Source organism: Streptomyces sp. NPDC088246, assembly GCF_044741025.1.
Lineage (GTDB): Bacteria > Actinomycetota > Actinomycetes > Streptomycetales > Streptomycetaceae > Streptomyces.
Genome location: NZ_JBIURV010000002.1, coordinates 164333 through 189392 on the forward strand (window position 1 = coordinate 164333; position 25060 = coordinate 189392).

General features: G+C 68.2%; 25 protein-coding genes and 5 tRNA genes. 11 read left to right on the forward strand and 19 right to left on the reverse strand.

From position 1 onward, the window contains the following. Positions 1-72: 72 nt before the first annotated feature. Together leuD and leuC are read right to left on the reverse strand one after the other, a co-directional pair. Complete coding sequence (gene leuD / locus ACIPEK_RS03345; RefSeq protein ID WP_401990013.1) at positions 73-666, reverse strand: 3-isopropylmalate dehydratase small subunit; 594 nt, start codon at positions 664-666, stop codon at positions 73-75. Positions 667-671: 5 nt separating this feature from the next. Next, positions 672-2096: a 3-isopropylmalate dehydratase large subunit gene (leuC, locus tag ACIPEK_RS03350; RefSeq protein WP_382957172.1), complete on the reverse strand. Its 1425-nt coding sequence runs from the start codon at positions 2094-2096 to the stop codon at positions 672-674. Between the two features lie 174 nt (positions 2097-2270). On the opposite strand from leuC, the gene ndgR reads away from it, so the two are divergent. Next, on the forward strand, positions 2271-2987 hold the full coding sequence (gene ndgR / locus ACIPEK_RS03355) for an IclR family transcriptional regulator NdgR (protein WP_030928691.1): 717 nt from the start codon (positions 2271-2273) through the stop codon (positions 2985-2987). Between the two features lie 57 nt (positions 2988-3044). On the opposite strand, the gene ACIPEK_RS03360 is transcribed toward ndgR, so the two are convergent. Continuing rightward, on the reverse strand, positions 3045-3542 hold the full coding sequence (locus ACIPEK_RS03360; protein WP_401990016.1) for a DUF4188 domain-containing protein: 498 nt from the start codon (positions 3540-3542) through the stop codon (positions 3045-3047). A 92-nt stretch (positions 3543-3634) separates the two neighbouring features. On the opposite strand from ACIPEK_RS03360, the gene ACIPEK_RS03365 reads away from it, so the two are divergent. Continuing rightward, positions 3635-4276, forward strand: coding sequence for a MerR family transcriptional regulator (locus ACIPEK_RS03365; RefSeq protein WP_401990019.1), 642 nt, complete (start codon positions 3635-3637; stop codon positions 4274-4276). A 92-nt stretch (positions 4277-4368) separates the two neighbouring features. Here ACIPEK_RS03365 and ACIPEK_RS03370 read toward each other — a convergent pair. The 9 genes from ACIPEK_RS03370 to ACIPEK_RS03410 all read right to left on the reverse strand — a co-directional run bounded on the left by ACIPEK_RS03370 (position 4369) and on the right by ACIPEK_RS03410 (position 7440). Further along, positions 4369-4441 (reverse strand) — tRNA-Glu (locus tag ACIPEK_RS03370). A gap of 25 nt (positions 4442-4466) precedes the next feature. Next, positions 4467-4538 (reverse strand) — tRNA-Gln (locus ACIPEK_RS03375). Between the two features lie 12 nt (positions 4539-4550). Then, a tRNA-Glu gene (locus ACIPEK_RS03380) sits at positions 4551-4623 on the reverse strand. 60 nt (positions 4624-4683) lie between these two features. Then, a tRNA-Glu gene (locus ACIPEK_RS03385) sits at positions 4684-4756 on the reverse strand. 25 nt (positions 4757-4781) lie between these two features. Continuing rightward, positions 4782-4853 (reverse strand) — tRNA-Gln (locus ACIPEK_RS03390). Between the two features lie 147 nt (positions 4854-5000). After that, on the reverse strand, positions 5001-5696 hold the full coding sequence (locus tag ACIPEK_RS03395) for an HAD family hydrolase (protein WP_401990022.1): 696 nt from the start codon (positions 5694-5696) through the stop codon (positions 5001-5003). A 129-nt stretch (positions 5697-5825) separates the two neighbouring features. Next, complete coding sequence (locus ACIPEK_RS03400; RefSeq protein ID WP_401990025.1) at positions 5826-6155, reverse strand: hypothetical protein; 330 nt, start codon at positions 6153-6155, stop codon at positions 5826-5828. Positions 6156-6375: 220 nt separating this feature from the next. Next, complete coding sequence (locus ACIPEK_RS03405; protein ID WP_401990028.1) at positions 6376-6576, reverse strand: DUF397 domain-containing protein; 201 nt, start codon at positions 6574-6576, stop codon at positions 6376-6378. A gap of 12 nt (positions 6577-6588) precedes the next feature. After that, positions 6589-7440, reverse strand: a complete 852-nt coding sequence (locus ACIPEK_RS03410; RefSeq protein ID WP_401990031.1) for a helix-turn-helix domain-containing protein — start codon at positions 7438-7440, stop codon at positions 6589-6591. Between the two features lie 143 nt (positions 7441-7583). On the opposite strand from ACIPEK_RS03410, the gene ACIPEK_RS03415 reads away from it, so the two are divergent. Continuing rightward, positions 7584-7910: a hypothetical protein gene (locus ACIPEK_RS03415; protein ID WP_401990034.1), complete on the forward strand. Its 327-nt coding sequence runs from the start codon at positions 7584-7586 to the stop codon at positions 7908-7910. A gap of 484 nt (positions 7911-8394) precedes the next feature. Here ACIPEK_RS03415 and ACIPEK_RS03420 read toward each other — a convergent pair whose 3' ends face one another. From ACIPEK_RS03420 to ACIPEK_RS03445, 6 genes are all read right to left on the reverse strand, one after another. Continuing rightward, positions 8395-8853: a hypothetical protein gene (locus ACIPEK_RS03420; RefSeq protein ID WP_401990037.1), complete on the reverse strand. Its 459-nt coding sequence runs from the start codon at positions 8851-8853 to the stop codon at positions 8395-8397. Positions 8854-8936: 83 nt separating this feature from the next. Continuing rightward, on the reverse strand, positions 8937-10562 hold the full coding sequence (locus ACIPEK_RS03425) for an alpha/beta hydrolase (RefSeq protein ID WP_401990040.1): 1626 nt from the start codon (positions 10560-10562) through the stop codon (positions 8937-8939). Between the two features lie 7 nt (positions 10563-10569). Beyond that, a complete protein-coding gene (locus ACIPEK_RS03430; RefSeq protein ID WP_401990043.1) occupies positions 10570-10869 on the reverse strand; it encodes a hypothetical protein in 300 nt (99 codons plus the stop codon). Positions 10870-11074: 205 nt separating this feature from the next. Then, a complete protein-coding gene (gene gltX / locus ACIPEK_RS03435; protein ID WP_401990046.1) occupies positions 11075-12547 on the reverse strand; it encodes a glutamate--tRNA ligase in 1473 nt (490 codons plus the stop codon). Further along, positions 12540-13316: a fumarylacetoacetate hydrolase family protein gene (locus ACIPEK_RS03440; RefSeq protein WP_114246867.1), complete on the reverse strand. Its 777-nt coding sequence runs from the start codon at positions 13314-13316 to the stop codon at positions 12540-12542. Before ACIPEK_RS03440 ends, gltX begins: the two co-directional genes overlap by 8 nt. Positions 13317-13397: 81 nt before the next feature. Continuing rightward, positions 13398-13592 carry a hypothetical protein gene (locus ACIPEK_RS03445; RefSeq protein ID WP_114246866.1) on the reverse strand — a complete coding sequence of 65 codons (195 nt, stop codon included), beginning with the start codon at positions 13590-13592 and terminating at the stop codon, positions 13398-13400. Positions 13593-14171: 579 nt separating this feature from the next. On the opposite strand from ACIPEK_RS03445, the gene ACIPEK_RS03450 reads away from it, so the two are divergent. The 8 genes from ACIPEK_RS03450 (at position 14172) to ACIPEK_RS03485 (ending at position 24653) form a co-directional block, all read left to right on the forward strand. After that, entirely contained in the window at positions 14172-17909 is a 3738-nt protein-coding gene (locus tag ACIPEK_RS03450) for a nitrate- and nitrite sensing domain-containing protein (RefSeq protein ID WP_401990051.1), read from the forward strand. After that, the gene (locus ACIPEK_RS03455) at positions 17910-18332 is read left to right on the forward strand and encodes a roadblock/LC7 domain-containing protein (protein WP_003966009.1); all 423 of its coding nucleotides are present in this window, start codon (positions 17910-17912) and stop codon (positions 18330-18332) included. 134 nt (positions 18333-18466) lie between these two features. Further along, positions 18467-18874: a DUF742 domain-containing protein gene (locus ACIPEK_RS03460; RefSeq protein ID WP_003966010.1), complete on the forward strand. Its 408-nt coding sequence runs from the start codon at positions 18467-18469 to the stop codon at positions 18872-18874. Next, positions 18855-19436, forward strand: a complete 582-nt coding sequence (locus tag ACIPEK_RS03465) for an ATP/GTP-binding protein (protein WP_072487286.1) — start codon at positions 18855-18857, stop codon at positions 19434-19436. The genes ACIPEK_RS03460 and ACIPEK_RS03465 overlap by 20 nt, the downstream gene beginning before the upstream one ends. 347 nt (positions 19437-19783) lie before the next feature. Further along, complete coding sequence (locus tag ACIPEK_RS03470; protein ID WP_401990054.1) at positions 19784-22972, forward strand: nitrate- and nitrite sensing domain-containing protein; 3189 nt, start codon at positions 19784-19786, stop codon at positions 22970-22972. 10 nt (positions 22973-22982) lie between these two features. Next, positions 22983-23396, forward strand: coding sequence for a roadblock/LC7 domain-containing protein (locus ACIPEK_RS03475; RefSeq protein WP_267007938.1), 414 nt, complete (start codon positions 22983-22985; stop codon positions 23394-23396). An 89-nt stretch (positions 23397-23485) separates the two neighbouring features. After that, on the forward strand, positions 23486-24091 hold the full coding sequence (locus tag ACIPEK_RS03480; protein WP_401990057.1) for a DUF742 domain-containing protein: 606 nt from the start codon (positions 23486-23488) through the stop codon (positions 24089-24091). Beyond that, positions 24072-24653: an ATP/GTP-binding protein gene (locus ACIPEK_RS03485; RefSeq protein WP_014048542.1), complete on the forward strand. Its 582-nt coding sequence runs from the start codon at positions 24072-24074 to the stop codon at positions 24651-24653. The genes ACIPEK_RS03480 and ACIPEK_RS03485 overlap by 20 nt, the downstream gene beginning before the upstream one ends. Positions 24654-24796: 143 nt before the next feature. Here the strand turns inward: ACIPEK_RS03485 and ACIPEK_RS03490 are convergent, their stop codons facing one another. Continuing rightward, positions 24797-25000: an acyl-CoA carboxylase subunit epsilon gene (locus tag ACIPEK_RS03490; protein ID WP_383079046.1), complete on the reverse strand. Its 204-nt coding sequence runs from the start codon at positions 24998-25000 to the stop codon at positions 24797-24799. Between the last annotated feature and the right edge of the window lie 60 nt (positions 25001-25060).

The following is a 25060-nucleotide window of genomic DNA, read 5'->3' on the forward strand; positions in this document are numbered from 1 at the left end:
CCCGACGGGGTCTCAACAAGCGACTGCGCCCCCTACCAGATGGCAGGGGGCGCAGTCCTGGAAACGCGCTGCTCAGGCGTTAATTGTACGCGGCTTGAAGGTCGGTCTTGCCACCTCATAAGTCGCGATGTCCGCTTCGTTCTGAAGGGTGAGACTGATGTCGTCCAGCCCGTTCAGCAGTCGCCAGCGGGCGTTCTCGTCGAGCTCGAAGTCGGCCGTGATGCCCTCGGCACGGACCTGGCGCGCCTCCAGGTCGACGGTGATCTCGGCGGTCGGGTCGGCCTCGCTCAGCTCCCAGAGCGCGTCGACGACCTTCTGGTCGAGGACGACGGTCAACAGACCGTTCTTCAGCGAGTTGCCCCGGAAGATGTCGGCGAACCGGGAGGAGATGACGGCCTTGAAACCGTAGTTCTGCAGCGCCCACACGGCGTGTTCGCGGGACGATCCGGTGCCGAAGTCGGGACCGGCCACCAGCACCGTGGCACCGCTGCGCTCCGGGCGGTTGAGGACGAAGTTCTCGTCCTTGCGCCAGGCCTCGAAGAGTCCGTCCTCGAAGCCGTCGCGGGTGACCTTCTTCAGCCAGTGGGCGGGGATGATCTGGTCGGTGTCGACATTGCTGCGGCGCAGCGGGACGGCCCGGCCGGTGTGTGTGGTGAAAGCTTCCATGATTCTCAGACTCCGGCGGGCGTACGGGCGTCGGACAGGTCGGCAGGCGAGGCCAGGTGGCCCAGCACGGCGGTGGCGGCGGCGACCTGCGGGGAGACCAGGTGCGTACGGCCACCCTTGCCCTGCCGTCCCTCGAAGTTGCGGTTCGAGGTGGAGGCGGAGCGCTCGCCGGGGGCCAACTGGTCGGGGTTCATGCCGAGACACATCGAGCAGCCCGCGTGACGCCATTCGGCGCCTGCGGCGGTGAAGACCTTGTCCAGGCCCTCCTCGACGGCCTGCAGGGCGACCCGGACCGAGCCCGGGACGACCAGCATCCGTACGCCCCTCGCGACTTTGCGGCCGTCCAGGATCGCGGCGGCGTTACGCAGGTCCTCGATCCGGCCGTTGGTGCAGGAGCCTACGAAGACGGTGTCCACGTTGATCTCGCGCAGCGGCTGGCCGGCGGTCAACCCCATGTATTCCAGGGCCTTTTCGGCGGCGTTGCGCTCCGAGGCGTCCTCGTACGAAGCCGGGTCGGGGACGTTGGCCGACAGGGGCGCGCCCTGGCCGGGGTTGGTGCCCCAGGTGACGAACGGCGCCAGTTCGGCGGCGTCGATGACGACCTCGGCGTCGAAGACCGCGTCGTCGTCCGTGCGCAGCGTCTTCCAGTACGCGACGGCGGCGTCCCAGTCCTCGCCCTGCGGGGCGTGGTCGCGGCCCTTCAAGTAGTCGAACGTGGTCTCGTCCGGGGCGATCATGCCTGCCCGGGCGCCGGCCTCGATCGACATGTTGCAGATGGTCATCCGGGCTTCCATCGAGAGCTTCTCGATGGCCGGGCCGCGGTATTCCAGGATGTAGCCCTGGCCGCCGCCGGTGCCGATCCGGGCGATGATCGCGAGGATCAGGTCCTTGGCCGTGACACCGTCGGGCAGTTCGCCGTCGATGGTGATCGCCATGGTCTTCGGGCGGGCCATCGGCAGCGTCTGGGTGGCCAGCACGTGCTCGACCTGGCTGGTGCCGATGCCGAACGCCAGCGCGCCGAACGCACCGTGCGTGGAGGTGTGGGAGTCGCCGCAGACGACCGTGGTGCCGGGCTGGGTCAGCCCCAGCTGCGGGCCGACCACGTGCACGACGCCCTGCTCGACGTCGCCCAGCGGGTGCAGCCGTACACCGAACTCCGCACAGTTCTTGCGCAGCGTCTCCAACTGGGCACGGGAGACCGGGTCGGCGATGGGCTTGTCGATGTCGAGGGTCGGGGTGTTGTGATCCTCGGTGGCGATGGTGAGGTCGAGGCGCCGCACCCGGCGTCCGGCCTGACGCAGGCCGTCGAAGGCCTGGGGGCTGGTCACCTCGTGCAGCAGGTGCAGATCGATGAAGAGGAGGTCGGGCTCACCTTCGGCGCGCCGGACGACATGGTCGTCCCAGACCTTCTCCGCGAGTGTCCTACCCATCGCTTTCCCTCCGGCCGGCGTCTTCGCCGGCCCAACTAGAGATTCGGTGCGCCGCCGTCCGGACCCCCGTGCGGGGCGGTGGCTACGGGCCGTTGTGTGGCCGCCCCTACAGGTTCGCAACTTCCGCCGAAAATTGAACTTGCGTTTCACAGAGTGAGACGGGAGTATCGTCGTATGGACAACTCTAGCGGCGTCGGCGTTCTCGACAAGGCAGCTCTGGTATTGAGCGCCCTGGAGTCCGGTCCGGCCACCCTCGCCGGACTGGTCGCGGCGACCGGGCTCGCACGACCCACGGCCCATCGGCTGGCCGTGGCACTCGAACACCACCGCATGGTGGCGAGGGACATGCAGGGCCGTTTCATTCTCGGCCCCCGGCTGGCGGAGCTGGCGGCGGCGGCGGGCGAGGACCGCTTGCTGGCCACGGCGGGACCGGTGCTCACCCACCTCCGTGACATCACCGGCGAGAGCGCGCAGCTCTACCGGCGACAGGGCGACATGCGGATCTGCGTGGCGGCGGCGGAGCGGCTGTCCGGTCTGCGGGACACCGTGCCGGTCGGCTCCACGCTCACCATGAAGGCCGGCTCGTCGGCCCAGATCCTGATGGCCTGGGAGGAGCCGGAGCGCCTGCACCGCGGCCTCCAGGGCGCCCGTTTCACGGCGACGGCGCTCTCGGGCGTACGGCGCAGGGGCTGGGCCCAGTCGATCGGCGAGCGCGAGCCGGGTGTCGCGTCGGTCTCGGCGCCGGTGCGCGGACCCTCGAACCGGGTGGTCGCCGCCGTCTCGGTCTCCGGACCGATCGAGCGGCTGACCCGGCACCCGGGCAGGATGCACGCCCAGGCGGTCATCGACTCGGCGGCCAGGCTCAGCGAGGCCCTGCGCCGCAACGGCTGACGTACGCGGGAAATATCTTTCGGCCGCCCCAGCGTCGTGGCGGCCCCTCTCAGAACCTCACTTCGCGGACGAGCGGTGCGCGAGACGGTCCGCCGCCCCGCGGCCCCGCCCCTCGATCGGCAGCACGCCGGTCGCCGCGGCCAGCCCGTAGGCCGGCATATCGGCGTAGATCGATTCGTAGCCGCCCTCGGGCACTATGTATGTCTCGTGCCACAGCCCCACATGCTGCCGGGACTTCTTCTCCTTGCGGTTGATCATCGCCCACGCCTTGCGGTGGAACATGTCGGGAGCGCTCGCGTACGCGTACAGCTTCTCCTTCGACTCCCAGTACTGGACGACGTAGTGCGTCCGCGGCGAGCCGGACAGCAGCGTGTAGCCGAGCAGACCGCGCCCCTTGTCCTTGCTCAACTCCCGCAGCATGCGCGGCATTGCCACCAGCACGGGCAGCCAATGATGCACGCCCCGGAAGTGGTTGATGCGCATCCCGATGAGCAGGACGACCACCTCCCCCTCGGCTGCGGCGGTCGTCCGTCCCGGAACCGGCTTCGCGAACATGGCCGTACCTCCTTCCCCTGTTGGAGAGTGCCACTATCCAATGATTGGATAGTGGCACTGCCCAAGAGGTGGCGCAAGGGAAGGCACGGAACATGCGACTCTCGGAACTGAGCGAGAAGAGCGGCGTCAAGACCGCGACGATCAAGTACTACCTGCGCGAGGGGCTGCTGCGGCCAGGCCACCGAGTGAGCGCGACGCAGGCCGAGTACGACGAGAGTCATCTGCGCCGGCTGCGTCTGGTGCGGGCCCTGATCCAGGTCGGCCGTCTCCCCGTGGCCACGGCCCGCGAGGTTCTCTCCCATGTCGACGACCAGTCCCTGGGCCGCACGATCCGCCTGGGCGCCGCACTGTGGTCGCTTCCGCACGGTCCGGACCCCGACGAGGAGGCGCCGGAGACGGCGACCGCCCGCGAGGAGGTCGAACGACTCCTGGACCGGCTCGGCTGGGCGACCTCCCAGGAGCTCGGCTCCCTGTCCCCCGCCCATCGCGCACTGGTGTCGTCGGTGGCCACCCTGATCCGGCTCGGCTATCCCTGCGATGTCGAATATCTGGCCGAGCAGGCCCGCCTCATGCACCAAGTCGCCGTCCAGGACCTGGACATGATGGAGACGTACCCCACGGAGGCCGAGCAGGTGGAGACGGCGGTCGCGTCGGCCGTGCTCTACGAGCCGCTGCTGATGTCGCTGCGCAGGATGGCTCAGGAGGAGGAGTCGGCCCGGCGGTACGGACTCTGACGGACAATCCGGCAGACATTCTGGCGGATGTTCTGGCGGGCAAGCAGAAGGCCCCTCACCGAGGTGAAGGGCCTTTGTCTGTCGCTCTGTTGTACCCCCGACCGGATTCGAACCGGCGCTACTGCCGTGAGAGGGCAGCGTGCTAGGCCGCTACACAACGGGGGCTTGTTACTACTGTTGCATTTCTGCGCTGGGCTACCAGGACTCGAACCTAGAATGACGGTACCAGAAACCGTAGTGTTGCCAATTACACCATAGCCCATGGTGTTACAAGTACCCCCGACCGGATTCGAACCGGCGCTACTGCCGTGAGAGGGCAGCGTGCTAGGCCGCTACACAACGGGGGCCCTAGCGATCCTGCATCGAGAGCGTGGGTGCGACCCAGATGATCTCGCGGGAAGGATCTGTACCCCCGACCGGATTCGAACCGGCGCTACTGCCGTGAGAGGGCAGCGTGCTAGGCCGCTACACAACGGGGGCTTGTTACTACTGTTGCATTTCTGCGCTGGGCTACCAGGACTCGAACCTAGAATGACGGTACCAGAAACCGTAGTGTTGCCAATTACACCATAGCCCACCAAAACTCAACCCCCGGAAGGGGTTTTATTCGGCTTGCGCTTCCCGTTCGGATCTTCCGTCCCGCTCGGGCGGCGCAGGAAGAACATTACCCGAAGGTGTCCGGCGCTCCAAAACGGGTATTGCCCGCCAGGGCTTGTCCGGCGGATCAGGGTCGGGCAGGCCTCAGCAGGCCGGGCAGCTGATCGAGCCCGCTGATACGGACGAGCTCGGGCCGCCCGCCCCGTCCGCCCCGGTCCAGCCAGATCCCCATCAGCCCCGCGGCGACCGCGCCGCCCGCGTCGATGTCCGGCTCGTCCCCCACATACGCGACCTCCTGCGGCTCCAGCGCCAGCGCGTCGCAGGCGGCGTGGAAGGCGCCGGCCTCGGGCTTGGAGACGCCCAGCTCCACGGCGCACACCACGGCCTCGAACCGGTCCCGCACCCCGAGCGTGCGCAGCTTGCGGTCCTGGTTGTGAATGCTGGAGTTCGACAGCACCCCGTGCCGGAACCCGCCCGCCAGCAGATCCAGCACGGGCAGCACATCCGGGAAGAGCGACCAGGCGGCCTCGTAGTGGGCCGCGTGTCGAGCAAACCAGTCGTCGGCCCCGACGTCGTCCAGCGCCCGCGAGAGGAACTCCCGGACCCGGTCCCGGCGCTGTCCCTGGAAGTCCGTCTCCCCGGCGGCGAACCGTGCCCAGTGCACATCGGTGATCGCCCGCCACGCAGCGAGGGCCTGCTCGACGGAGTCGTATCCGTCGGGCAGGCCCTCGCGTTCGAGATGCTTGCTCATGCCGGCGCGGTCGGCGCCCGTGTAGTCGAAGATCGTGTCGTCGATGTCCCAGAGGACCGCGCGGATCGTCATGCGGCCCAGCTTAGGTTCCTACGCGGCGAGCGCGGTGGGCTTCGCGGTGCGCTGGAGGCCGATGAAGACAATCTTCAGGTCGTCGCTCTCCTCGGGGATGAACAGGTCGTCCGGACCGCCGGGCGCCGGTCAGGGAAGGGGCTGCCACCCGCATTCGCAGTTCGGCCTGTTTCTTGAGACGGGCCTCGGCGAGATGAGGTGTGGGATGGCGGCGGTATCGAACGCCATGCCTGGGGTGGGAAGCTCGTGGTTCTTACCGGCGCAGGTGCGGGCGAACCAGTAGAGGGAGTGGAACAGCTCACGCAAGCCGGCGACGGCGGTCTGCGGGGGCGCGGTCGCCTGCTTGTGCACGGCGTGGCTCCCCCGGCGCCGGACGATGTCCGTCTTGGCGTTCACGATGGGCCCGCCGAGCTTCTGGAACGAGCCTCGTGCAGCATCGCGTTCAGATCCGTCTTGCACGGCGCCCGGAGTGAGCTGTCCCGGTCGTAACATCCAGTGCGCGGCGAGTTCGATCGCGCGACGGGCACAGAAGCAGGCGGCAGGGGAGTGCTGTACGTGAACCGCTCGGCGCGGGTGGCCTCCTCGTAGAGGACGGGCCATTCGGCACGGAGAGGTGAAGTTCCCGGCGGGGCGGGAGGCACACCTGGGCTCCACGGTCCGTAGCGAAGGGGTCACAGCCTCATTCGGGTTGCGCCCAGGCGCCGCCGTTCGCCTTGATCAATGCGAGCAGCGCGCCCAGGCCGCCACGGGTCGCGGCGAGCATCACATCAGGCTCGTCGCTCTCCCGCAGCCTGAGTGTGCCGTCGGGTGCGTTGGCAACGTTGACGCAGTTCGCCCCCTCATTGCTGTACGAGGACTTCTGCCAGTTGTAAGTGTGCATGGTTCCGGCGTCTCACAGACTCTTGGCGATCTTGTGGATGAAATCACGGCTCTTGGCCTCACTGAGCGCACACCGCTCCATGCGGTCCAGGACCGCCCGGTAGCGAGCAAGCTGCGCCTCCGCATAGAGAAGGTCGCACCCGTGGTCCGAATCCAACAAGATCGTGTCCAGTTGTGGAACGGGGCCGCTTGCATACGTGATCGGCTGACCGGACACAGGGAAGTCGGCGCGTTCGAACGGGATGACCAGGATCGTCACATTCTCCTGCTCTCCCACATGGACCAAGTGCTCCAACTGTCCGCGTACAACGTCCGGACCGCCCACCCCCATGCGAAGCGCCGCCTCGTGGATGACTGCTGTGTACGGCAGGGACGACGTCTCATAGAGGACGCCTTGCCGCCTCACGCGGAAAGCAGATCTGTGCTCAACTTCGTACGGCTGGAGCACCGGAACGTTCTGGCTGTACGACGCTCGCGCCTGCTGAACTGTTTGCAGCAGGCCAGGCATGGAGACAAGCACGGCAACCCTCAGGGCCGTCGCCTCCGCCTCAAGCTCTGCAACCTCCACAAGGGCCACAGGCAGCAGTTCTCGGTACTCGTCCCACCAGTTACGCCCTCGCCGCCCTGTCATGTTGCCCAGCGCCTCGATCAGCGCAGCGTCTCCACATGCATAGCTGCGCGCCATGGCCCGTACACGATCCGCGCTCACGCCGTAGCGCCCAGCTTCGATCATGCTCATCCTGGCTTGCTGAATGCCGATGCATGCGGCCGCCTCTGTCGAACTCAACCCAGCCTGCTCGCGCAACTTCCTCAGTTCTGCACCGAGGCGCCGCTGGCGCAGCGTCGGTGGCGTGGAAGCAGCCACCACATCCCCTCTCCACCCACGGTCACTCTCGTCCCCCACATCAGTGAACATGCGAGACATTCCTAAGTTTCCACGATAGATCTATCGCGATTCCGTTAGCGTTCTATCACGTATCAACTCCTCTCGGTGACAGGAGACTTCGCATGACCACCGTATCCCCGCAGTCCTCCAACCCCGCCCCGTCTGACAGCTTCGCCGATGAGATCCGCGCCCTCGTCGAGGCCACCGCGCCCCGCCTCTTCGCCGTCGTCGAGCAGTTCCGAACCGATAGCGGCGAGCCCGACGCCCGGGTCGCGGCATGGGGCCTCGCGCACGGCGACGGGAGCGCCCAGGTCACCACTGTGGACGGCGGGTTCCGGATGTCACTGCGTACCCCCGAGCGCGCTGCACAACTGATCTCCCTGCGCCCCGGGAGCGTCGGATGCCTGGTGTGGCCAGGGCCAGCAGCTTCCACCACGCACCGGAGTTGACTCGGGTCAACTCCACGCGACGAGGAACGTGGCCTTGCACGCGGACCGCCAGCAGCATCGGAGGCACGAAACAAAACATCGCGCATATGGCTGCGCAGACCCTGTGGCCGCCCCTTCGGAGGCGGTCACAGACGTCGATGGCTTGCCACGCCTACCTCAACGACCGGGCGTGGAATGTGTATTGCGACGACGCCTGCGCGCCGCTAGGGAACAGTTCGGGGAGCGGCTGAAGAAGCTCCAGTTCCAATACCAAGACCCGGGAGGTAAGTGGCGTGGCGGGATCGTGGTCTCCGACCGCCGCGCAGCGCAGTCCTCCAACTTGCTGTTCGGGCCGCACAAGGCCCCCCACTGTCGAGGGTCATCCCAGGGCAGCAGACGAACAGCAGCACCGCTCCACACGCCCTCTAGAGCGCGGAAGAGGCGGCCCGTGGACTTCGATCACCGCCGCCGTATCCAGGGTGTCCCAGGACCAAGGGCTCACAACTCAGAATTTCTGCTGCTCGACACCCGGCGGCAGGAGGCAGGGGGTGCTGACGATGAAGACCAGGAGGTCCTTGTCCACGGACCCCACAGAGACGAACTGCTGATCCTTCGGGTGCTTGGCGTCAACCACGTTTGCCGGCTCTGTGTCCAGATCGACTTCGAAGCTCTGGATGTCGAAGCCCTTGCCCTTGAGGGTCTTCTCGATGTCCGTGACAGCTTGGGCATGCTGGGCACGGGGAAGAGTCCCTCGCACCGAGTAGCTCAACGTGAACCTGCCGTCGTCAGCCTCCTCGTTGTTACTGCCGATACAGTTGGTGAAGTCGGCCGTGGGACGAGCCGTTTTGGGGTCAAGGTGGGCATGCGCTGTGCTGACCATGGAATCGGTCCAGTGCTTGGCCCATTTCTCGGCCTTCTCCCTGCTCATGCGGGGAAGCGGATCGTTCACACCTTCGTCGGACATACAGCCTCCCAGTAGCAAGGCCAGGGCTAGAGCGGCAGCGCTCCTATGCCCGGCACATACGTGTGCAGATGCGCGGCGTGCCATCAGCCTGTTCCTCCGCCCCGAGGTGCGAGTCCGGCGATGATGCGGCCCTGGTTCTCCAGGCTCTTGCTGCCGTCGTTCCAATAGCCGCCGTGATCTTTGGTGTCCACATACATGTGCTGCGCCCCGAACTCCGATTCCTTGGGGTCCGCTCCGAGCGTGGCGCCGGAGAGATAGTTGGAGACCGGATCGTTGTCCGCGGTACCCACATACATATGCTTGGGATCGATATGAAGCTGGTCGGCGCGGTCGACCGTCATGCCAGGACTCCCGACGGCCACCATGTCGTCGGCGTCCAGCCCTCGCCCACCGGCATCGGCTGCACCGGCGACCGTTGAACCGTAGCTATGGGACAGGACCGTGAGGTGGCTCCGCTCCCCCTGGTGTGCGGCTCGCAGGCCATGCGTGAAGTCACGCAGGTCCCCGGCTCCGTCCTGAGCGCGGCCCTGCGTAGCGACCCCAAGGTTCAGCTCTGCCTTCTTCACCGAATCAAGGTTCGCCTCGGGGGCGTTGTAGTCCAGCCAGTAGACGACCGCCACGTCCGTCGCCCCGTTCGCGCTCCATCGACCGGCGGCGCCCTGGAGCTTTGCGGCTCGGTCGATCTGGCCCCCCACGTTGTCCAGCTGGTTACTCGTCCCCGGGACCTGAACAGCCGTGTGCCGGGCCGTGTCCGGATTGCCGACGGCGACGATCGCGCGGCCGTCCTTCGAGGTGTCGAATCCGAGCAGGTACAGCTGCTTGTGCGCGGGCGCCGTGTCTTCCCTGTCCAGGCGGTCCTTGAGGGCGCTCAGTGAGCGGTAGCTGTCGCGCTCGTGATAGCCGAGGTCGCCCTCGCGCAGCGCATAGTCGTTGAGCTGCATGTCCAGCACCGCTCGGTTCGCGTCGTCGCGGGTGGCTGTGGGAAGGCCGTCCAGTTTGCCGATCTGGTCGGGGAAGGCCGCCAGGTAGAAGTCGCGCTGGTCAGAGGTGAGGCCCGCCCACCAGTCGGCGGTGTGTTGCGGATCTTTCCCGTTCGGAATGTTCTTCCTGCCGAGCCCGGCGAACTCGGCGATCTGTGCGGCGTCCTCTGCGGCGTTGGCACCGCCGTACTGCTTGTCCAGGTCGAAGGGATCGATCTGATGGAGGAGTTCGGTCGCGTCGCTACTGACTCGTTCCGCTTCCGCCACCGCCTCGTCGATTCGGGCCCGGTAACCTCCCAGCCCGGCATTGGCCTGCTGCTGAACGCCCTGATAGTCCGGGTCGTTGTGATATTTCGGATCGACCGCCTGCTTCGGCTCGACCCAGCCGTCTTCCGTGACGGTATGACCGGCCGCCTCGGCATCCGACACCGCATGGCGCAGTTTGCGCTGGGCGGCCTGCATGCGGGTGCTGAGCGTGTCCAGGACCGTGTGGATGAGTTGCGCGTTCGTCTGCGCCGTTTTCAGTTTGCTCTCGGTGGTTTCGAGCGCGTTGAAGCCGTAGTCGGCGGCAACGCCCGACCAGCTTGCCTTGTGCAGCGGTCCCGAGACGCGCTTCCCGCTGCCGATCCGGGTGTCGCCGAGGATCTCGGCCAGCTTCTGCCACGAGCCGGTGGCCGCTTCCAGATCGGAGAAGTCCTGGCGGAAGAGTTGTGCGAAGAGTTCTGGCATTCCGGGCTCACCAGCCCTTGAAACAGTTGCCGATGTCCGCATCGTTGACGCTTTGGCCATCGGCCACCAGCCGTAGACCGTTCGCGTGTTCCGCGAGACGGTCCTTCAGGGTGGTCAGGGCGTCACCCCAGCCGGTGCCGACGGCCTCGATACGGCCCTTGTCGTCCCATGCCCGGAATGCGGCAGCCGCCGCAGCCGTGTCATCGATCGCCTTCCGCAAAGGCCCCTGCAAATCTGTTACGAGCGCGTCTGCGGCGCCCGCCGAGGCGTATAACTCGGTTGCGGAGACGTTGAGATCCTCTGCCATCTGCCCTTCATTCCTGCGTCACGCACCCCTTTCGGGCCATAGCGACTGATCCTAGCCGCGCCAGAGGTTCCCGTAAGCGAACGGCGACATTCGACTGAATCCCACACCCCGACTCGGCTGAAACGTGTCTCATGACCGAGAAACGGCGGAGGGGGCGGCCCCGGAGTGAACCGGTGACCGCCCCCTCAGGGCGTGACCTGGACGGTTACGCGGCCAGCTTCGCCAGTGCCGCGTCGATGCGGGCCAGGGTCTTCTCGCGGCCCAGGATCTCCAGGGACTCGAAGAGCGGCAGGCCGATCGTGCGGCCGGTGACCGCGACGCGGACCGGGGCCTGGGCCTTGCCGAGCTTCAGGCCGTGCTCCTCGCCTGCGGCGAGGATGGCGTTCTTCAGCGCGTCCGCGTTCCACTCGGCGTCGGCCAGCTTGGCGCGGGCGGTGACGAGCAGGGCGTCGGAGCCCTCCTTCATCGCCTTCGCCCAGGACGCCTCGTCGATGGCCGGCTCGTCGAGGAAGAGGAAGTCGACGTTGGCCGTGATGTCCGAGAGGACCGTGACGCGGGTCTGGGCGTGCGGGGCGATCGCCGCGAACTGCTCCGCGTCGAAGGACTCCGGGGCCCACGGGGCGAACGGCGCCTTCAGCCAGGGACCGCACGCCTCGGTGAACGCCTTCACATCCAGCTTGCGGATGTGCTCGGCGTTGATGTGCTCGCACTTCTTCAGGTCGAAGCGCGCCGGGTTGGCGTTGACGTCCTTGATGTCGAACGCGGCCACCATCTCCTCGATGGAGAAGATGTCGCGGTCCTCGGCGATGGACCAGCCCAGCAGGGAGAGGTAGTTGAGCAGCCCCTCGGGCAGGAAGCCGCGCTCGCGGTAGAGGTTGAGCGAGGCCTGCGGGTCGCGCTTGGACAGCTTCTTGTTGCCCTCGCCCATGACGTACGGGAGGTGGCCGAACGCGGGGGTGGCCTTGGCGATGCCCAGCTCGATGAGCGCCTTGTAGAGGGCGATCTGACGCGGGGTGGAGGAGAGCAGGTCCTCGCCGCGCAGGACGTGGGTGATCTCCATCAGCGCGTCGTCGACCGGGTTGACCAGCGTGTAGAGCGGGGCACCGTTGGCACGGACGATGCCGTAGTCCGGCACGTTCTCCGGCTGGAAGGTCAGCTCGCCGCGGACCAGGTCGGTGAAGGTGAGCGCCTCGTCGGGCATCCGGAAGCGGACGATGGAGGTGCGGCCCTCGGCCTCGTACGCGGCGATCTGCTCGGCCGTGAGGTCGCGGCAGTGGCCGTCGTAGCCGGACGGCTTGCCGGCGGCACGGGCGGCGTCGCGACGGGTGTCGAGCTCCTCGGTGGTGCAGTAGCAGTGGTACGCGTACCCGCCTGCGAGAAGCTTCTCGGCGACGTCCTTGTAGATGTCCATGCGCTGCGACTGGCGGTACGGGGCGTGCGGGCCGCCGACCTCGGGGCCCTCGTCCCAGTCGAAGCCGAGCCAGCGCATCGACTCCAGGAGCTGGTTGTAGGAGTCCTCGGAGTCGCGGGCCGCGTCGGTGTCCTCGATGCGGAAGACCAGGGTGCCGCCGTGGTGCCGGGCGAAGGCCCAGTTGAAGAGGGCGGTGCGGACCAGGCCCACGTGGGGGTTGCCGGTCGGGGAGGGGCAGAAACGTACACGTACAGGTGCGTTAACCACGCTTGATCACCTTGTTGGTGAGAGTGCCGATGCCTTCGATGGTGACGGCGACCTCGTCGCCGACATGGAGGGGTCCGACCCCTGCGGGAGTGCCGGTGAGGATCACATCGCCCGGGAGCAGCGTCATGGCTTCCGTGATGTGGACGACCAGATCCTCGATCGAGCGGATCATGTCGCTCGTACGGCCCAGTTGGCGTTGCTCGCCGTTGACCGTGGCCTGAATGGTCAGGTCGCTGGGGTCGAGGTCGGTCTCCACCCAGGGGCCGAGCGGGCAGGACGTGTCGAAGCCCTTGGCCCGGGCCCACTGCTTCTCGCGCTTCTGGGCATCGCGGGCGGTGACGTCATTGGCGCAGGTGTAGCCGAAGATGACGTCCTTCACGCGCTCACGCGGCACTTCGCGGCACATGCGGCCGATGACCACGGCCAGTTCGGCCTCGTGGTGGAGTTCGTTGGAGAAGGAGGGGTACTCGATGGCGTCGCCGGAGCCGATCACCGAGGTGGTGGGCTTGAAGAAGGCGACGGGGACGTCCGGTACCTCGTTGCCGAGTTCCGCGGCGTGCTCCGCGTAGTTGCGGCCGATGGCCACGACCTTGTTGGGGAGCACGGGCGGCAGGAGGCGGACCTTGCTCAGCGGGACCTTGGTGCCGGAGAGCTCGAACTCGGCGTACGGGATGCCTTTGATGATGTCGAGGACGAGACCATCGGGCCCCTCGCCCTCGACGGCGCCGAAGGCGACATTGCCGTCGATGGAGAACCTGGCGATGCGCACGGGATGCTGTCGCCCCTCACTTGCTGGCTGGCTGAAGACTGACGCTCCAGGCTAACGCGGGTGAGGGGGGACAACCGCGCATTACTCGGCCGCTGCGGCCGGGGCCGTGACCGGGGCTTCCATGAGGATGGTGCGGCGGGGGTTGGCCGTCTGGGTGGGCAGCTCGACTGTGCGCTCCGGCAGTTCCGGCGTCTGCAGCTCGTCGGCGTCCTTGAGGTGCGCCAGCGTGGTGCGCCGGGGGTTGGCAATGTTGCGGAACATCATCGTCGTCTTCATCTGCCGTTCGGACCCTGTCGGTACGGGCGCCGCCCGGAGGGGCGCCGGTTGTCGGATTTGCCATCCCTGTAAAGCGTCAGGCTAAACATCCAATTCCCTTCGGGAGCCCGGATGAGACGGCGATCATCATGTGAGTTTCCTCACGACCGCCTCGACAATTACCTCAATTCGGGCGGCCGATCACTCCGACAGAAACGGACATTACGCTACTGAATGCGTCATTCCGCTCCTGATCATGTCGACTAGGACACCCTCCACCCTCCGTCGATTCACCCTTAATGATCCACTTTGCCCGCGAACACGCTCCACGGTTCGTCACTCCTTCATCACACCGAGTCACCCAGGTCTAAGCCCGGTACGGGGCCCTTGTTGGAGATCCGGCACTGTGCTGGAATTCCACGCACCGCCGCGGGTTTCAGGCCGGCGCGCAGGGGCGCAACGCAGCGCCGAGTGGCGGCGGGAAGGGGAAGAGCGCCGGTCACTCACGACCACCAGGGGGCGGACACGACGCCCCACGACGCCGACACCGTCCCACCCGCTTCGCGCGGAGGGGCGCCTGGTCCAGAGGTTGCGACGCTAGTGCAGGGACGTTTCAAGAGGGATGGCAGCGCGGCGGCGGAACAGGAGCCGCCCGGCGGGACCGACCGCGGTTCCTCGCCCCAGCACGCCCAGAACCCCGGACCGGCCTCGGCCGGCGACAGCGGTGACCGCGACCGGCACCCCGGTGCCACGGCGAGCAGCGGCACCGATCCGATCTCGTCGCTCAAGCCCCGGGGCCCCGTCAGCACGGGCTCACGAGTGGCTCTTCGCAACTGGCGGATCAGCACGCGTCTGGTCTCCCTGCTCGCCCTCCCCGTGGTCGCCGCGACCACGCTGGGCGGACTGCGGATCAACGAATCCATGAACGACATCCAGCAGCTGGATCACATGCAGCTGCTGACCAAGATGACCAACCAGGCGACCACGCTCGCCCAGAGGCTCCAGGAGGAGCGCGACAGCTCGGCCGGTCCGCTGTCCCACCAAGAGAAGCCCGACGACTTCAAGATCACCCAGCCCCGCAAGAAGACCGACCAGGCGAAGACGGCCTTCTTGAACGCGACGGACGCGATCGGCGACCCGTCGGGCGACGAGGCCCTCGAGGGCATCTACGCGAGCGTCCAGCAGATCGCCAGCCAGCTGACCGAGATCCGCGAGATCCGCAAGACGGCGTACACCAAGGGCACCCCGAGTCTCCAGACCGTCGACCAGTACAGCCAGCTGATCACCTCGCTGCTGAGCCTCTCGCAGGACATGGCGCAGGCGACCAGCAACTCGGAGATGATCAAGCGGACCCGGGCGCTGGCGGCCTTCTCCTCCGCCAAGGAGTACGCGTCGATCCAGCGAGCGATCATCGCCGCAGCGCTACCGGGCGGGGGCGGCAGCCTGAAGGCTGGGAATCTCGACCAGAACGACCGGCAGTTCGGCCGCGCCGCGCTGCGCAAGGAGGGTTCGGCGCTCCGCTCCTTCAAGGCGGTGTACGAGGCGACCGGCAACAACGCCGACGAGCTGACCGCCACGCTGGAGGAGGGAAACCCGGAGATCAAGGCCGCCAACACCTACGCGAACAAGGTGCTGGACACCCCCTCGGGCATGGCCGGGACTCCGCGGCGTTCCTACCTGGACTGGTACGAACAGAGCTCCAACAAGATCCAGGCGATGAAGACCATCGAGGAGACCCTCCTCAGCGACATGGAGGGCAAGGCCCGCGAGCTCCGCGACCAGTCGAAGCGCGAAGCGATCATCAGCGGTGCGCTCATCCTGCTGGTGCTCGGCGTCTCGCTGGTCGGCGCCTTCGTCGTCGCCCGGTCGATGATCCGCTCGCTGCGGCGACTGCAGGACACAGCTACGCGCGTCGCCCAGGACCGGCTGCCCGAGCTCGTCAAGCAGCTCTCCGAGGCCGACCCGCAGGACGTCGACACCTCGGTCGAGTCGGTCGGCGTGCACTCCCGGGACGAGATCGGCAAGGTGGCCGCGGCCTTCGACGACGTGCACCGCGAGGCCGTCCGTCTCGCGGCCGAGCAGGCCCTCCTGCGGGGCAACGTCAACGCGATGTTCACCAACCTCTCGCGCCGCAGCCAGGGCCTCATCCAGCGCCAGCTCTCGCTCATCTCCGAACTGGAGTCGCGCGAGGCCGACCCGGACCAGCTGTCCTCGCTCTTCAAGCTCGACCACCTCGCGACCCGTATGCGCCGTAACGGCGAGAACCTCCTCGTTCTCGCGGGCGAGGAGCCGGGCCGCCGGTGGACCCGCCCCGTCCCGCTGGTCGACGTGCTCCGTGCCGCCGCCTCCGAGGTGGAGCAGTACGAGCGCATCGAACTGGCCGCGGTGCCCGCCACCGAGGTCGCCGGCCGTGTGGTCAACGACCTCGTGCACCTGCTCGCCGAGCTGCTGGAGAACGCCACGTCGTTCTCCTCGCCGCAGACCAAGGTCCGGGTCACCGGTCACGCGCTGCCCGACGGGCGGGTGCTGGTCGAGATCCACGACACCGGCATCGGCCTCTCCCCCGAGGACCTCGCGGCGATCAACGAGCGGCTCGCCTCGCCGCCCACCGTGGACGTCTCGGTCTCGCGCCGCATGGGTCTGTTCGTGGTCGGCCGGCTGTCCCTGCGTCACGGCATCCGGATCCAGTTGCGGCCCTCGGACTCCGGTGGTACGACCGCGCTGGTCATGCTCCCCGTCGACGTCGCGCACGGCGGCAAGCAGCCGGGCCCGAAGCAGGTACCGGGTCAGCAGCCGTCCGCCCCGGGCGGTCTGCTCGGCGGCGGCAGCGATACGGGCGCGGGCAACGGCTCCCGTCCCGGCCTCGGAGGCGCTCCGTCGGCCCCGGCCGGCCGGCTCGCCGCGGGCCCGGGTGCCGCGCGCGGTCAGGTCGGTGCGGGCTCCGGTCCGCGTGCTGCGCTGCCCTCGCGTGACGGCGGCCACCGCCAGCCGCAGAACCAGCCGGGTCAGCAGAACGCCGGCTTCCAGTCCGCCGGGCTGTCCAACACCGGCCCGCAGGACACCTCGCGCCAGGAGCCGCAGCGTCAGGGCGGCGGCCTCGCCGGTGCCTTCGGCAACGGTGCCCGGCTCGGCGCCCGCGGCCAGGGCGACGGAACGGGCCGTACGGACTCGTCCCAGCCCGACATGTTCGGCTCCAGCCGCCAGGACTCCGGCCGCCAGGACCGCGGCGACCAGCAGGGCCGGTCGAACGACCCGAGCCCGTGGCAGTCCCCGCAGCCGCAGCAGGCCCGGCAGAACCCGGGCGGCCAGGGCGGCTTCCAGCAGCCCGGCGGACCGGTCGGCCCCGGTCGTCAGCTGCCCCCGGTCGGCGGTCCACGTGCCGAGCTGCCCGGTGGCAACCCGCAGCCGCAGCGCCCGCAGACCACCAGCTGGGGCACCGAGGAGCCGTCCGCGCCGCGACGTGCTCCGCTGGACGCCCCGCGCGGCCACGAGGAGCCCGAGTCCACCGGCCTGTTCCAGCGGCCGATGAGCCCGCCGCTCACCCCGCGGCCGCCCATGGACGACCGGCAGGGCCCCGGCTCCACCGCCGAGTTCGCCCGCCCGGACTTCTCGGGCCCGGCCCCGCAGGCTCAGTCTCCGCAGGACCCGGCGAGCACCGCGCAGTTCGCCCGCCCCGATTTCGGACGGCCGCAGCCCGCGCGGGCGCAGGACCAGGGCCTGCCGGCACCGCGTCAGCACGGCCGGGACAACGGGGACTTCGGTGCCCCGCGTCCGCCCGCCGTGCCCAACGGTGACGCGCAGTACCGCCCGGTCCTGCCGCCGCAGCCGCAGCCCGAGGCGCTGCCTCCGGCCGGGCCCGGGGACGGTCGTACGCCGCTGTACGACACCCTGGAGACGAACTGGTTCCACGGCCCGCAGCAGAGCGGCCAGCAGCCGCCCGCCGAGCCGCAGGCGTCCGCCTTCCCGCAGCAGTCGGACCAGGAGCGCCCCGCTCCCGCCGCACCGCGCCGCGGCGGAGGCGACACGGGCGCCACCACAAGCTCCTGGCGCCCCTCGCCGAACGACGAACTCGTACGGCAGGCGGAGCGGGCCAAGAAGCCCGCGGCAGGCGGAGTGACCACCTCCGGACTGCCTCGCCGGGTACCCCGCGCCAATCTGGTGCCGGGCACCGCCCAGCAGCAGAACCATCAGTCCGGTCCTCAGGTGTCGCGTGCGCCCGATGATGTGCGCGGGCGGTTGACCAATCTCCGCCGGGGCATCCAGCAGGGACGGCAGGCCAACAACGGCCAGTCGACCGGAAGTTTTCCCCTCGGCCCCACTCACCAGCAGGAGCGTTAGTTGAGCCCGATGAGTCAGGCCGCGCAGAATCTGAACTGGTTGATCACCAACTTCGTGGACAACACCCCCGGGGTGTCGCACACGGTGGTGGTCTCCGCCGACGGACTCCTGCTGGCCATGTCCGAAGGATTTCCGCGCGACCGCGCGGACCAGCTGGCGGCTGTCGCCTCCGGTCTGACCTCGCTGACCGCGGGCGCCTCCCGGATCTTCGAAGGCGGCGCCGTCAGCCAGACCGTGGTGGAGATGGAACGCGGGTTCCTCTTCCTGATGTCCATTTCGGACGGCTCCTCGCTGGCCGTGCTCGCCCACCCGGACGCCGACATCGGTCTGGTCGGGTACGAAATGGCCCTTCTGGTCGACCGTGCGGGCACCGTCCTCACCCCGGACCTCCGCGCCGAGCTCCAAGGCAGCCTGCTCCACTAGGCGGCCGTGGATCGATGACAGACTCGATTGCCCCAGGTAACGCCCTCATCCCCAGCCCGTTCGGCCGCTTAGAGCCCCCCACCGGCCCCTTCAGACGGCAGGCCGACCCCCTTGCTGTCACGCCCGGAGGATTCATGACCCCGCCACCCGCCTCACCCGATCCGTACGGCGCACTGCACCACGCGTCGTACGACGGTGAAGGCGACCAGCCGCTGGTCCGCCCGTATGCCATGACCGGCGGCCGGACCCGACCGCGCTACCAGCTCGCGATCGAGGCGCTGGTCTCCACCACGGCCGACCCCGCGCATCTGGGGACGCTGCTCCCCGAGCACCAGCGGATCTGCCACCTCTGCCGTGAGGTCAAGTCGGTGGCCGAGGTCTCGGCGCTGCTGTCGATGCCGCTCGGTGTGGCCCGGATTCTTGTCGCGGACCTGGCGGAAGCCGGCATGGTGGCCATCCACCAGCCGGGCAATGGAGAGGCCGGCGGCGCGCCGGATGTGACGCTGCTCGAAAGGGTGCTCAGTGGACTTCGCAAGCTCTAGCGGCGGTGCGGCCCGCGCCACCACCTCGGCCAAGATCGTGGTGGCGGGGGGCTTCGGCGTGGGTAAGACCACGTTCGTCGGTGCCGTTTCGGAGATCAATCCGTTGCGCACCGAAGCCGTGATGACGTCCGCGTCCGCCGGCATCGACGACCTGACGCACACCGGCGGCAAGACGACGACGACCGTCGCCATGGACTTCGGCCGCATCACCCTGGATCAGGACCTGATCCTGTACCTCTTCGGTACGCCCGGACAGGACCGCTTCTGGTTCATGTGGGACGACCTGGTCCGCGGCGCCATCGGCGCCGTCGTCCTCGTCGACACCCGCCGCCTCGCCGACTGCTTCCCCGCCGTCGACTACTTCGAGAACAGCGGACTCCCCTTCGTCATCGCCCTCAACGGCTTCGACGGACACCAGCCCTACACCCCCGACGAGGTCCGCGAAGCGCTCCAGATCGGACCCGACACCCCGATCATCACGACGGACGCGCGGCACCGCGCGGATGCCAAGAGCGGCCTCATCACGCTCGTGGAACACGCTCTGATGGCGCGGCTGAAGTAGGCACAAGTCTGTATTGATTCAAGGCAGTTACTGTAGCCAAACGGGGGTGGACTGTGTCCTTTGACACGATCCGCCCCCGTGTTCATAACGTTTCGACAGAGAATTGTCCCGCGTTCAGCACCCGATGCATTCACTCGGTACCGCTGCGCTCACACGAGCCCCGCCTTTTGACGGGGCTCGCTCTTTATGCCCGTTTTATCTGAGGCCTGGACCACTCGGAATGGCTGGTTCCGACTGTTTGGAACGCGGCCGGTCCCCGTGCTGGAATTCGACGAACTCCCCAGTAGTACGGCTCTGAACAAAAAACGGCACAACGTAGGTGCCGACGCCGAGAGGTTGTTGGTCGAGTGAGGCGAAGCAACGAGGGCGCCGCGGCGCAGCGGGAGCGGGGAAACTTCACCCCGCCGCCGCGCGCCGCGGCGTCGCCTGCCGGTGTGTCCGAGGCAGTGACGTCCGGTGGAAGCAGCAGCCGGATGTCCCCGCGCAACTGGCGGGTGCCCACTCGGCTGAACGCGATCCTCCTGATCCCGGTGCTGGTCGGCCTGGTCATGGGCGGCTTCCAGGTGAAGGGGTCGATCGACACCTGGCGAGAGGCGCAGGACGCCGAGAAGACCGCGCTGGTCGTGCGCGCGGCCTCCGTGTACGGTCAGGCGCTCCTCAATGAGCGTGACCTCTCCGCTCAGCCCTTGCTGTCGAACAAGCGTGACGCCGCCGTTGTCAGCCAGGTCAGGGCCACCACCGACGCGGCCGCGTCCAAGTTCGACACGGCCGTGAAGGACCTGCCCGAGAAGCCGGGCCTGGAACGGCGTCTCCAGCTGTTCCGGCTGGAGGAGCCCAAGCTCCCCGAGCTGCGCAAGGCCGCCTACGCCGAGGCCATGGACCCGGTGAAGACGGAAGAGGGCTACATCCAGGTGCAGCACTCCCTGATGGAGTTCTGCAACGAGCTGGGTCTGGGCACCGGCAACATCACCAGCTACGGCCGTACTGTCTACGCGATCGAGCTCGCCAAGGCTGCAGAATCGCTTCAGCGCTCCATCGGTATGCATCTGCTGGTGCGTCCGAGCCAGGAGGGCGCCAAGTTCGACGCGCAGGTCAAGGCCTTCGGCTCGTACAACTACCTGGAGCAGATCGCGCTCGGCGAGTTCATCTCCGGTGGTACGGAGGCCGACGCAGCCCGGCTTGAGCAGGTCATGGCCGCCAAGTCGGCCGACGGCGCGAAGAAGCTGAAGAAGGCGAAGGAGCAGGCCGACGCCGCGGGTGTCCCGTTCGTCGCGCCGCCCAGTGTCGACGGCTCGGTCTTCGACGGCATGGCGCAGCAGATCGGGCAGGGCAAGTCGCCCGAGAAGCTGGCCGCGAAGGGCATCACACCCGAGACCTGGATGGCGGCCGCCACCGCCAAGTTCGACGGCTACACCACGGTCGAGAACGAGCTCGTCGACAAGGCCGTGACCGAAGCCGCGGACATCTCGTCCAGCGCCAAGAACGACGCCGTCATCAACGCCGCCGTCGTGATCGTCGCCCTGCTGGCCGCCTTCGCCCTGGCCGGGCTGATGGCCCGGCAGATGAGCCGCTCGATGCGCCGGCTGCGTACGGCCGCCTTCGGGATCGCCGAGCAGCGGCTGCCGATGCTGGTCGACCAGCTCTCCAGGGCCGATCCGGGCCGGGTCGACACCCGCGTCCAGCCGATCCCGATCGACAGCCGCGACGAGATCGGTGAGGTCGCTCGCGCCTTCGACCAGGTGCACCGCGAGGCGGTCCGGCTGGCGGCCGAGCAGGCCATGCTGCGGGGCAACGTCAACGCGATCTTCACCAACCTGTCGCGCCGCAACCAGTCGCTGATCGAGGGCCAGCTGACCCTCATCACCGACCTGGAGAACAACGAGGCCGACCCGGACCAGCTGGAGAACCTCTTCCGGCTGGACCACCTGGCCACCCGTATGCGCCGCAACGGCGAGAACCTCCTCGTCCTCGCCGGCGAGGAGCCGGGCCGCCGCTGGAACCAGCCGGTCCCGTTGGTCGACGTGTTGCGGGCTGCCTCCTCCGAGGTGGAGTCGTACGAGCGCATCGAGCTCTCCGGGGTGCCGGAGACCGAGATCCACGGCCAGTCCGTCACCGACCTCGTGCACCTGCTGGCCGAGCTGCTGGAGAACGCCACCACGTTCTCCTCGCCGCAGACCAAGGTGCGGGTCACGGCGACCCGGCTGCCCGACAGTCGCGTGATGATCGAGATCCACGACAAGGGCATCGGCCTCACCGCCGAAGACTTCGCCGACATCAACCACAGGCTGGCCAACCCGCCGACCGTGGACGCCGCGGTGTCCCAGCGGATGGGTCTGTTCGTGGTCGGCCGGCTCGCCGACCGGCACGGCATCCGGGTCCAGCTGCGCCCCTCGGGCGAGCAGGCCGGAACGACCTCGCTGGTCATGCTGCCGGACGCCATCACCCACGGTGGCGGTGGCGAACCGGCTGCCGCGCAGGACGACTTCACCGTCTCCTCGATCATTCCGCAGCAGCAGACCTTCGAACAGCTGCCGCACCAGCCCCAGATGCGCACGGCGGCGGAGCTCGGCTTCGACGACTCGCGCTATGAGCAGCAGTCGGTGGACACCGCGCAACTGGACCCGGTGGGCCGCTCGCTGATGCGTGAGGAGCGCCGGGCCGCGCTGGAGGCACAGACGGCCGGCGAGCGCCCGCAGTTCCCGCAGGAGCAGTACACCGCGAACCAGCCCGCGGGGAACGAGTACGCCAACAACCGGTACGCCGAGGGCGGGTACGCCCAGGAGCCGCAGCAGGAGCAGTACGAGCAGGCTCCGTACGAGGGCGGCTACGACCCCTACCGCGGCGACGCGGGCTTTACCGAGCAGCCCGACCACGCTCATCAGGGCGGCTATGCGGAGGCTGCTTATGCGGCCGGTGAGGTCCCGCAGCAGTCGTACGAGGAGCAGTTCGCCCCCCAGCCCCACCAGGACGAGTGGCCGGATCAGAGCGCCTACCAGGGCGCGTACGAGCCGCCGGCAGATGTCGAAGCGGAATCTGTCCCAAGTACCCCCGCCGAGCCGCAGGAACGCGTAGGCTTCGACCGTCCGGGGCCCACCGCGAACCCCGGCCACGAGATGACCGAAGCCGGTCTGCCGCGCCGGGGCGGTCAGCAGCACTGGCAGCCCACCGGCCGCGGGAACAACCGGCCCGTCGCCGAACAGCAACAGCCGCAGCAGGAGCCGCCGCAGCGGCAGTCGCCTGCGCAGCAGGACGGGAACGGCTCCGACGACTGGCGCTCGGCGAACGACGAGCGCTGGGAGCGGGCCGAGAAGCTCCGGGAGCCGAAGGCGGGCGGGGTCACCCCGTCCGGACTTCCCCGGCGGGTACCCAAGGCCAATCTGGTCGAGGGCACGGCGGAGCAGACCCGGCAGGACGGCCCTCAGGTCTCCCGCGCCCCCGAGGACGTCCGCGGCAGGTTGAGCAACCTGCGGCGGGGCGTGCTGCGGGGACGTAACGCGGGTTCGGACACAAGTAATACCTACAACCAGGAGCGTTAGTGTGAGCCCGATGAGCCAGGCGGCGCAGAATCTGAACTGGTTGATCACCAACTTCGTGGACAACACCCCCGGGGTGTCGCACACGGTGGTGGTCTCCGCCGACGGACTCCTGCTGGCCATGTCCGAAGGATTTCCGCGCGACCGCGCGGACCAGCTGGCGGCTGTCGCCTCCGGTCTGACCTCGCTGACCGCGGGCGCCTCGCGGATCTTCGAAGGCGGTGCCGTGAATCAGACAGTTGTAGAGATGGAGCGCGGATTCCTCTTCATCATGTCCATCTCCGACGGATCTTCGTTGGCCGTTCTCTCCCACCCGGACGCCGATATCGGTCTGGTCGGGTACGAAATGGCCCTTCTTGTCGACCGCGCGGGCACCGTCCTCACCCCGGACCTCCGCGCCGAACTTCAGGGAAGTCTTCTTAACTAGTAGACAGACAGTGCGTTTCGCGCCACCGAGTCATAAGGTGCGGTGGCGCGGACCCACTGGGATCGGGACCGGCAGGCGGAGGAGGAATCGTGGCAACACCCCCAGGCGGACACCGGTACGACGGTGGCCAGAACGTGCCGGGTGAGCACGGGGACAATCGTTTCAACTTCCCCTCCACACCCAGCAGGCAGGGCGCACAGCAGCCGTATCAGCCCTATTCGCAGCGGCCGCAGAGCGCCCAGCAGGGTCCCGGGTGGCCTCCGCAGCGGCCGCACCGCTACGACTCGCCCCAGTCGCCCCGCATTCAGCCTGTACAGCCGCGGCAGGCCCCCGAGCCGGCCGAACCGGCCGCGCACAATCCGCTGGTCCGTCCGTACGCCATGACCGGCGGCCGGACCCGACCGCGCTACCAACTCGCCATTGAGGCGTTGGTCAGTACCACGGCCGATCCGTCCCGGCTGCAAGGGCAGTTGCCCGAGCACCAGCGGATCTGCCGGCTGTGCATCGAGATCAAGTCGGTCGCCGAGATTTCGGCACTGCTCTCGATCCCGCTCGGCGTTGCCCGGATCCTCGTAGCCGACCTGGCAGAGGCCGGACTCGTCGCTATCCATCAGCCCGGCGGCGAAGAGTCCGCCGGCGGCCAGCCAGATGTGACACTGCTCGAAAGGGTGCTCAGTGGACTTCGCAAGCTCTAGCGGCGGAGCAGCCCGCTCCACTACCTCCGCGAAGATCGTGGTGGCAGGGGGCTTCGGCGTGGGTAAGACCACGTTCGTCGGTGCCGTTTCGGAGATCAATCCGCTGCGCACCGAAGCCGTGATGACGTCCGCGTCCGCGGGCATCGACGACCTGACGCACACCGGGGACAAGACCACCACGACGGTGGCGATGGACTTCGGCCGCATCACGCTGGACCAGGACCTGATCCTGTACCTCTTCGGTACGCCCGGACAGGACCGCTTCTGGTTCATGTGGGACGACCTGGTCCGCGGCGCCATCGGCGCCGTCGTCCTCGTCGACACCCGCCGCCTCGCCGACTGCTTCCCCGCCGTCGACTACTTCGAGAACAGCGGACTCCCCTTCGTCATCGCCCTCAACGGCTTCGACGGACACCAGCCCTACACCCCCGACGAGGTCCGCGAAGCGCTCCAGATCGGACCCGACACGCCCATTCTCACAACGGACGCGCGGCACCGCGCGGATGCGAAGAGTGCGCTGATCACGCTGGTGGAGCATGCGCTGATGGCTCGGTTGCGGTAGGGCTCGCCGCCCCGGCAGACATGCGTGAGGCCCCGCACTCCTTCGGGAGTGCGGGGCCTCACGGTTGCGCTGCGTCCTCAAGCGTTGTCCTCAGTCGCCGGACGGGCTTGGTCAAGCCCGTCCGGCGATGAGGACAGAAAAGCTCATCCCTGCCAGGAGTGCGGGGCGCGGAAGCCCGGGGTGCGTTCCAGGCGGCGCCATCCGGCGGTGCTGCGGCCACGGTGGGCGGGGGTCGCGGCGGGCTGGGCGGCGGCGCGGGCGAGCAGGACCGCGGTTATGGCGGCCAGCTCCTCGGGGTCGGCAAGACCCTTCTCGACACGCAGCACGGACTCGGCGGCAGTGTTCATGGGTGGTTTCTCCGTCTTCATCGGCAGGTCTTCGCGGGCTCGGCAGGGTGACTGCGACGC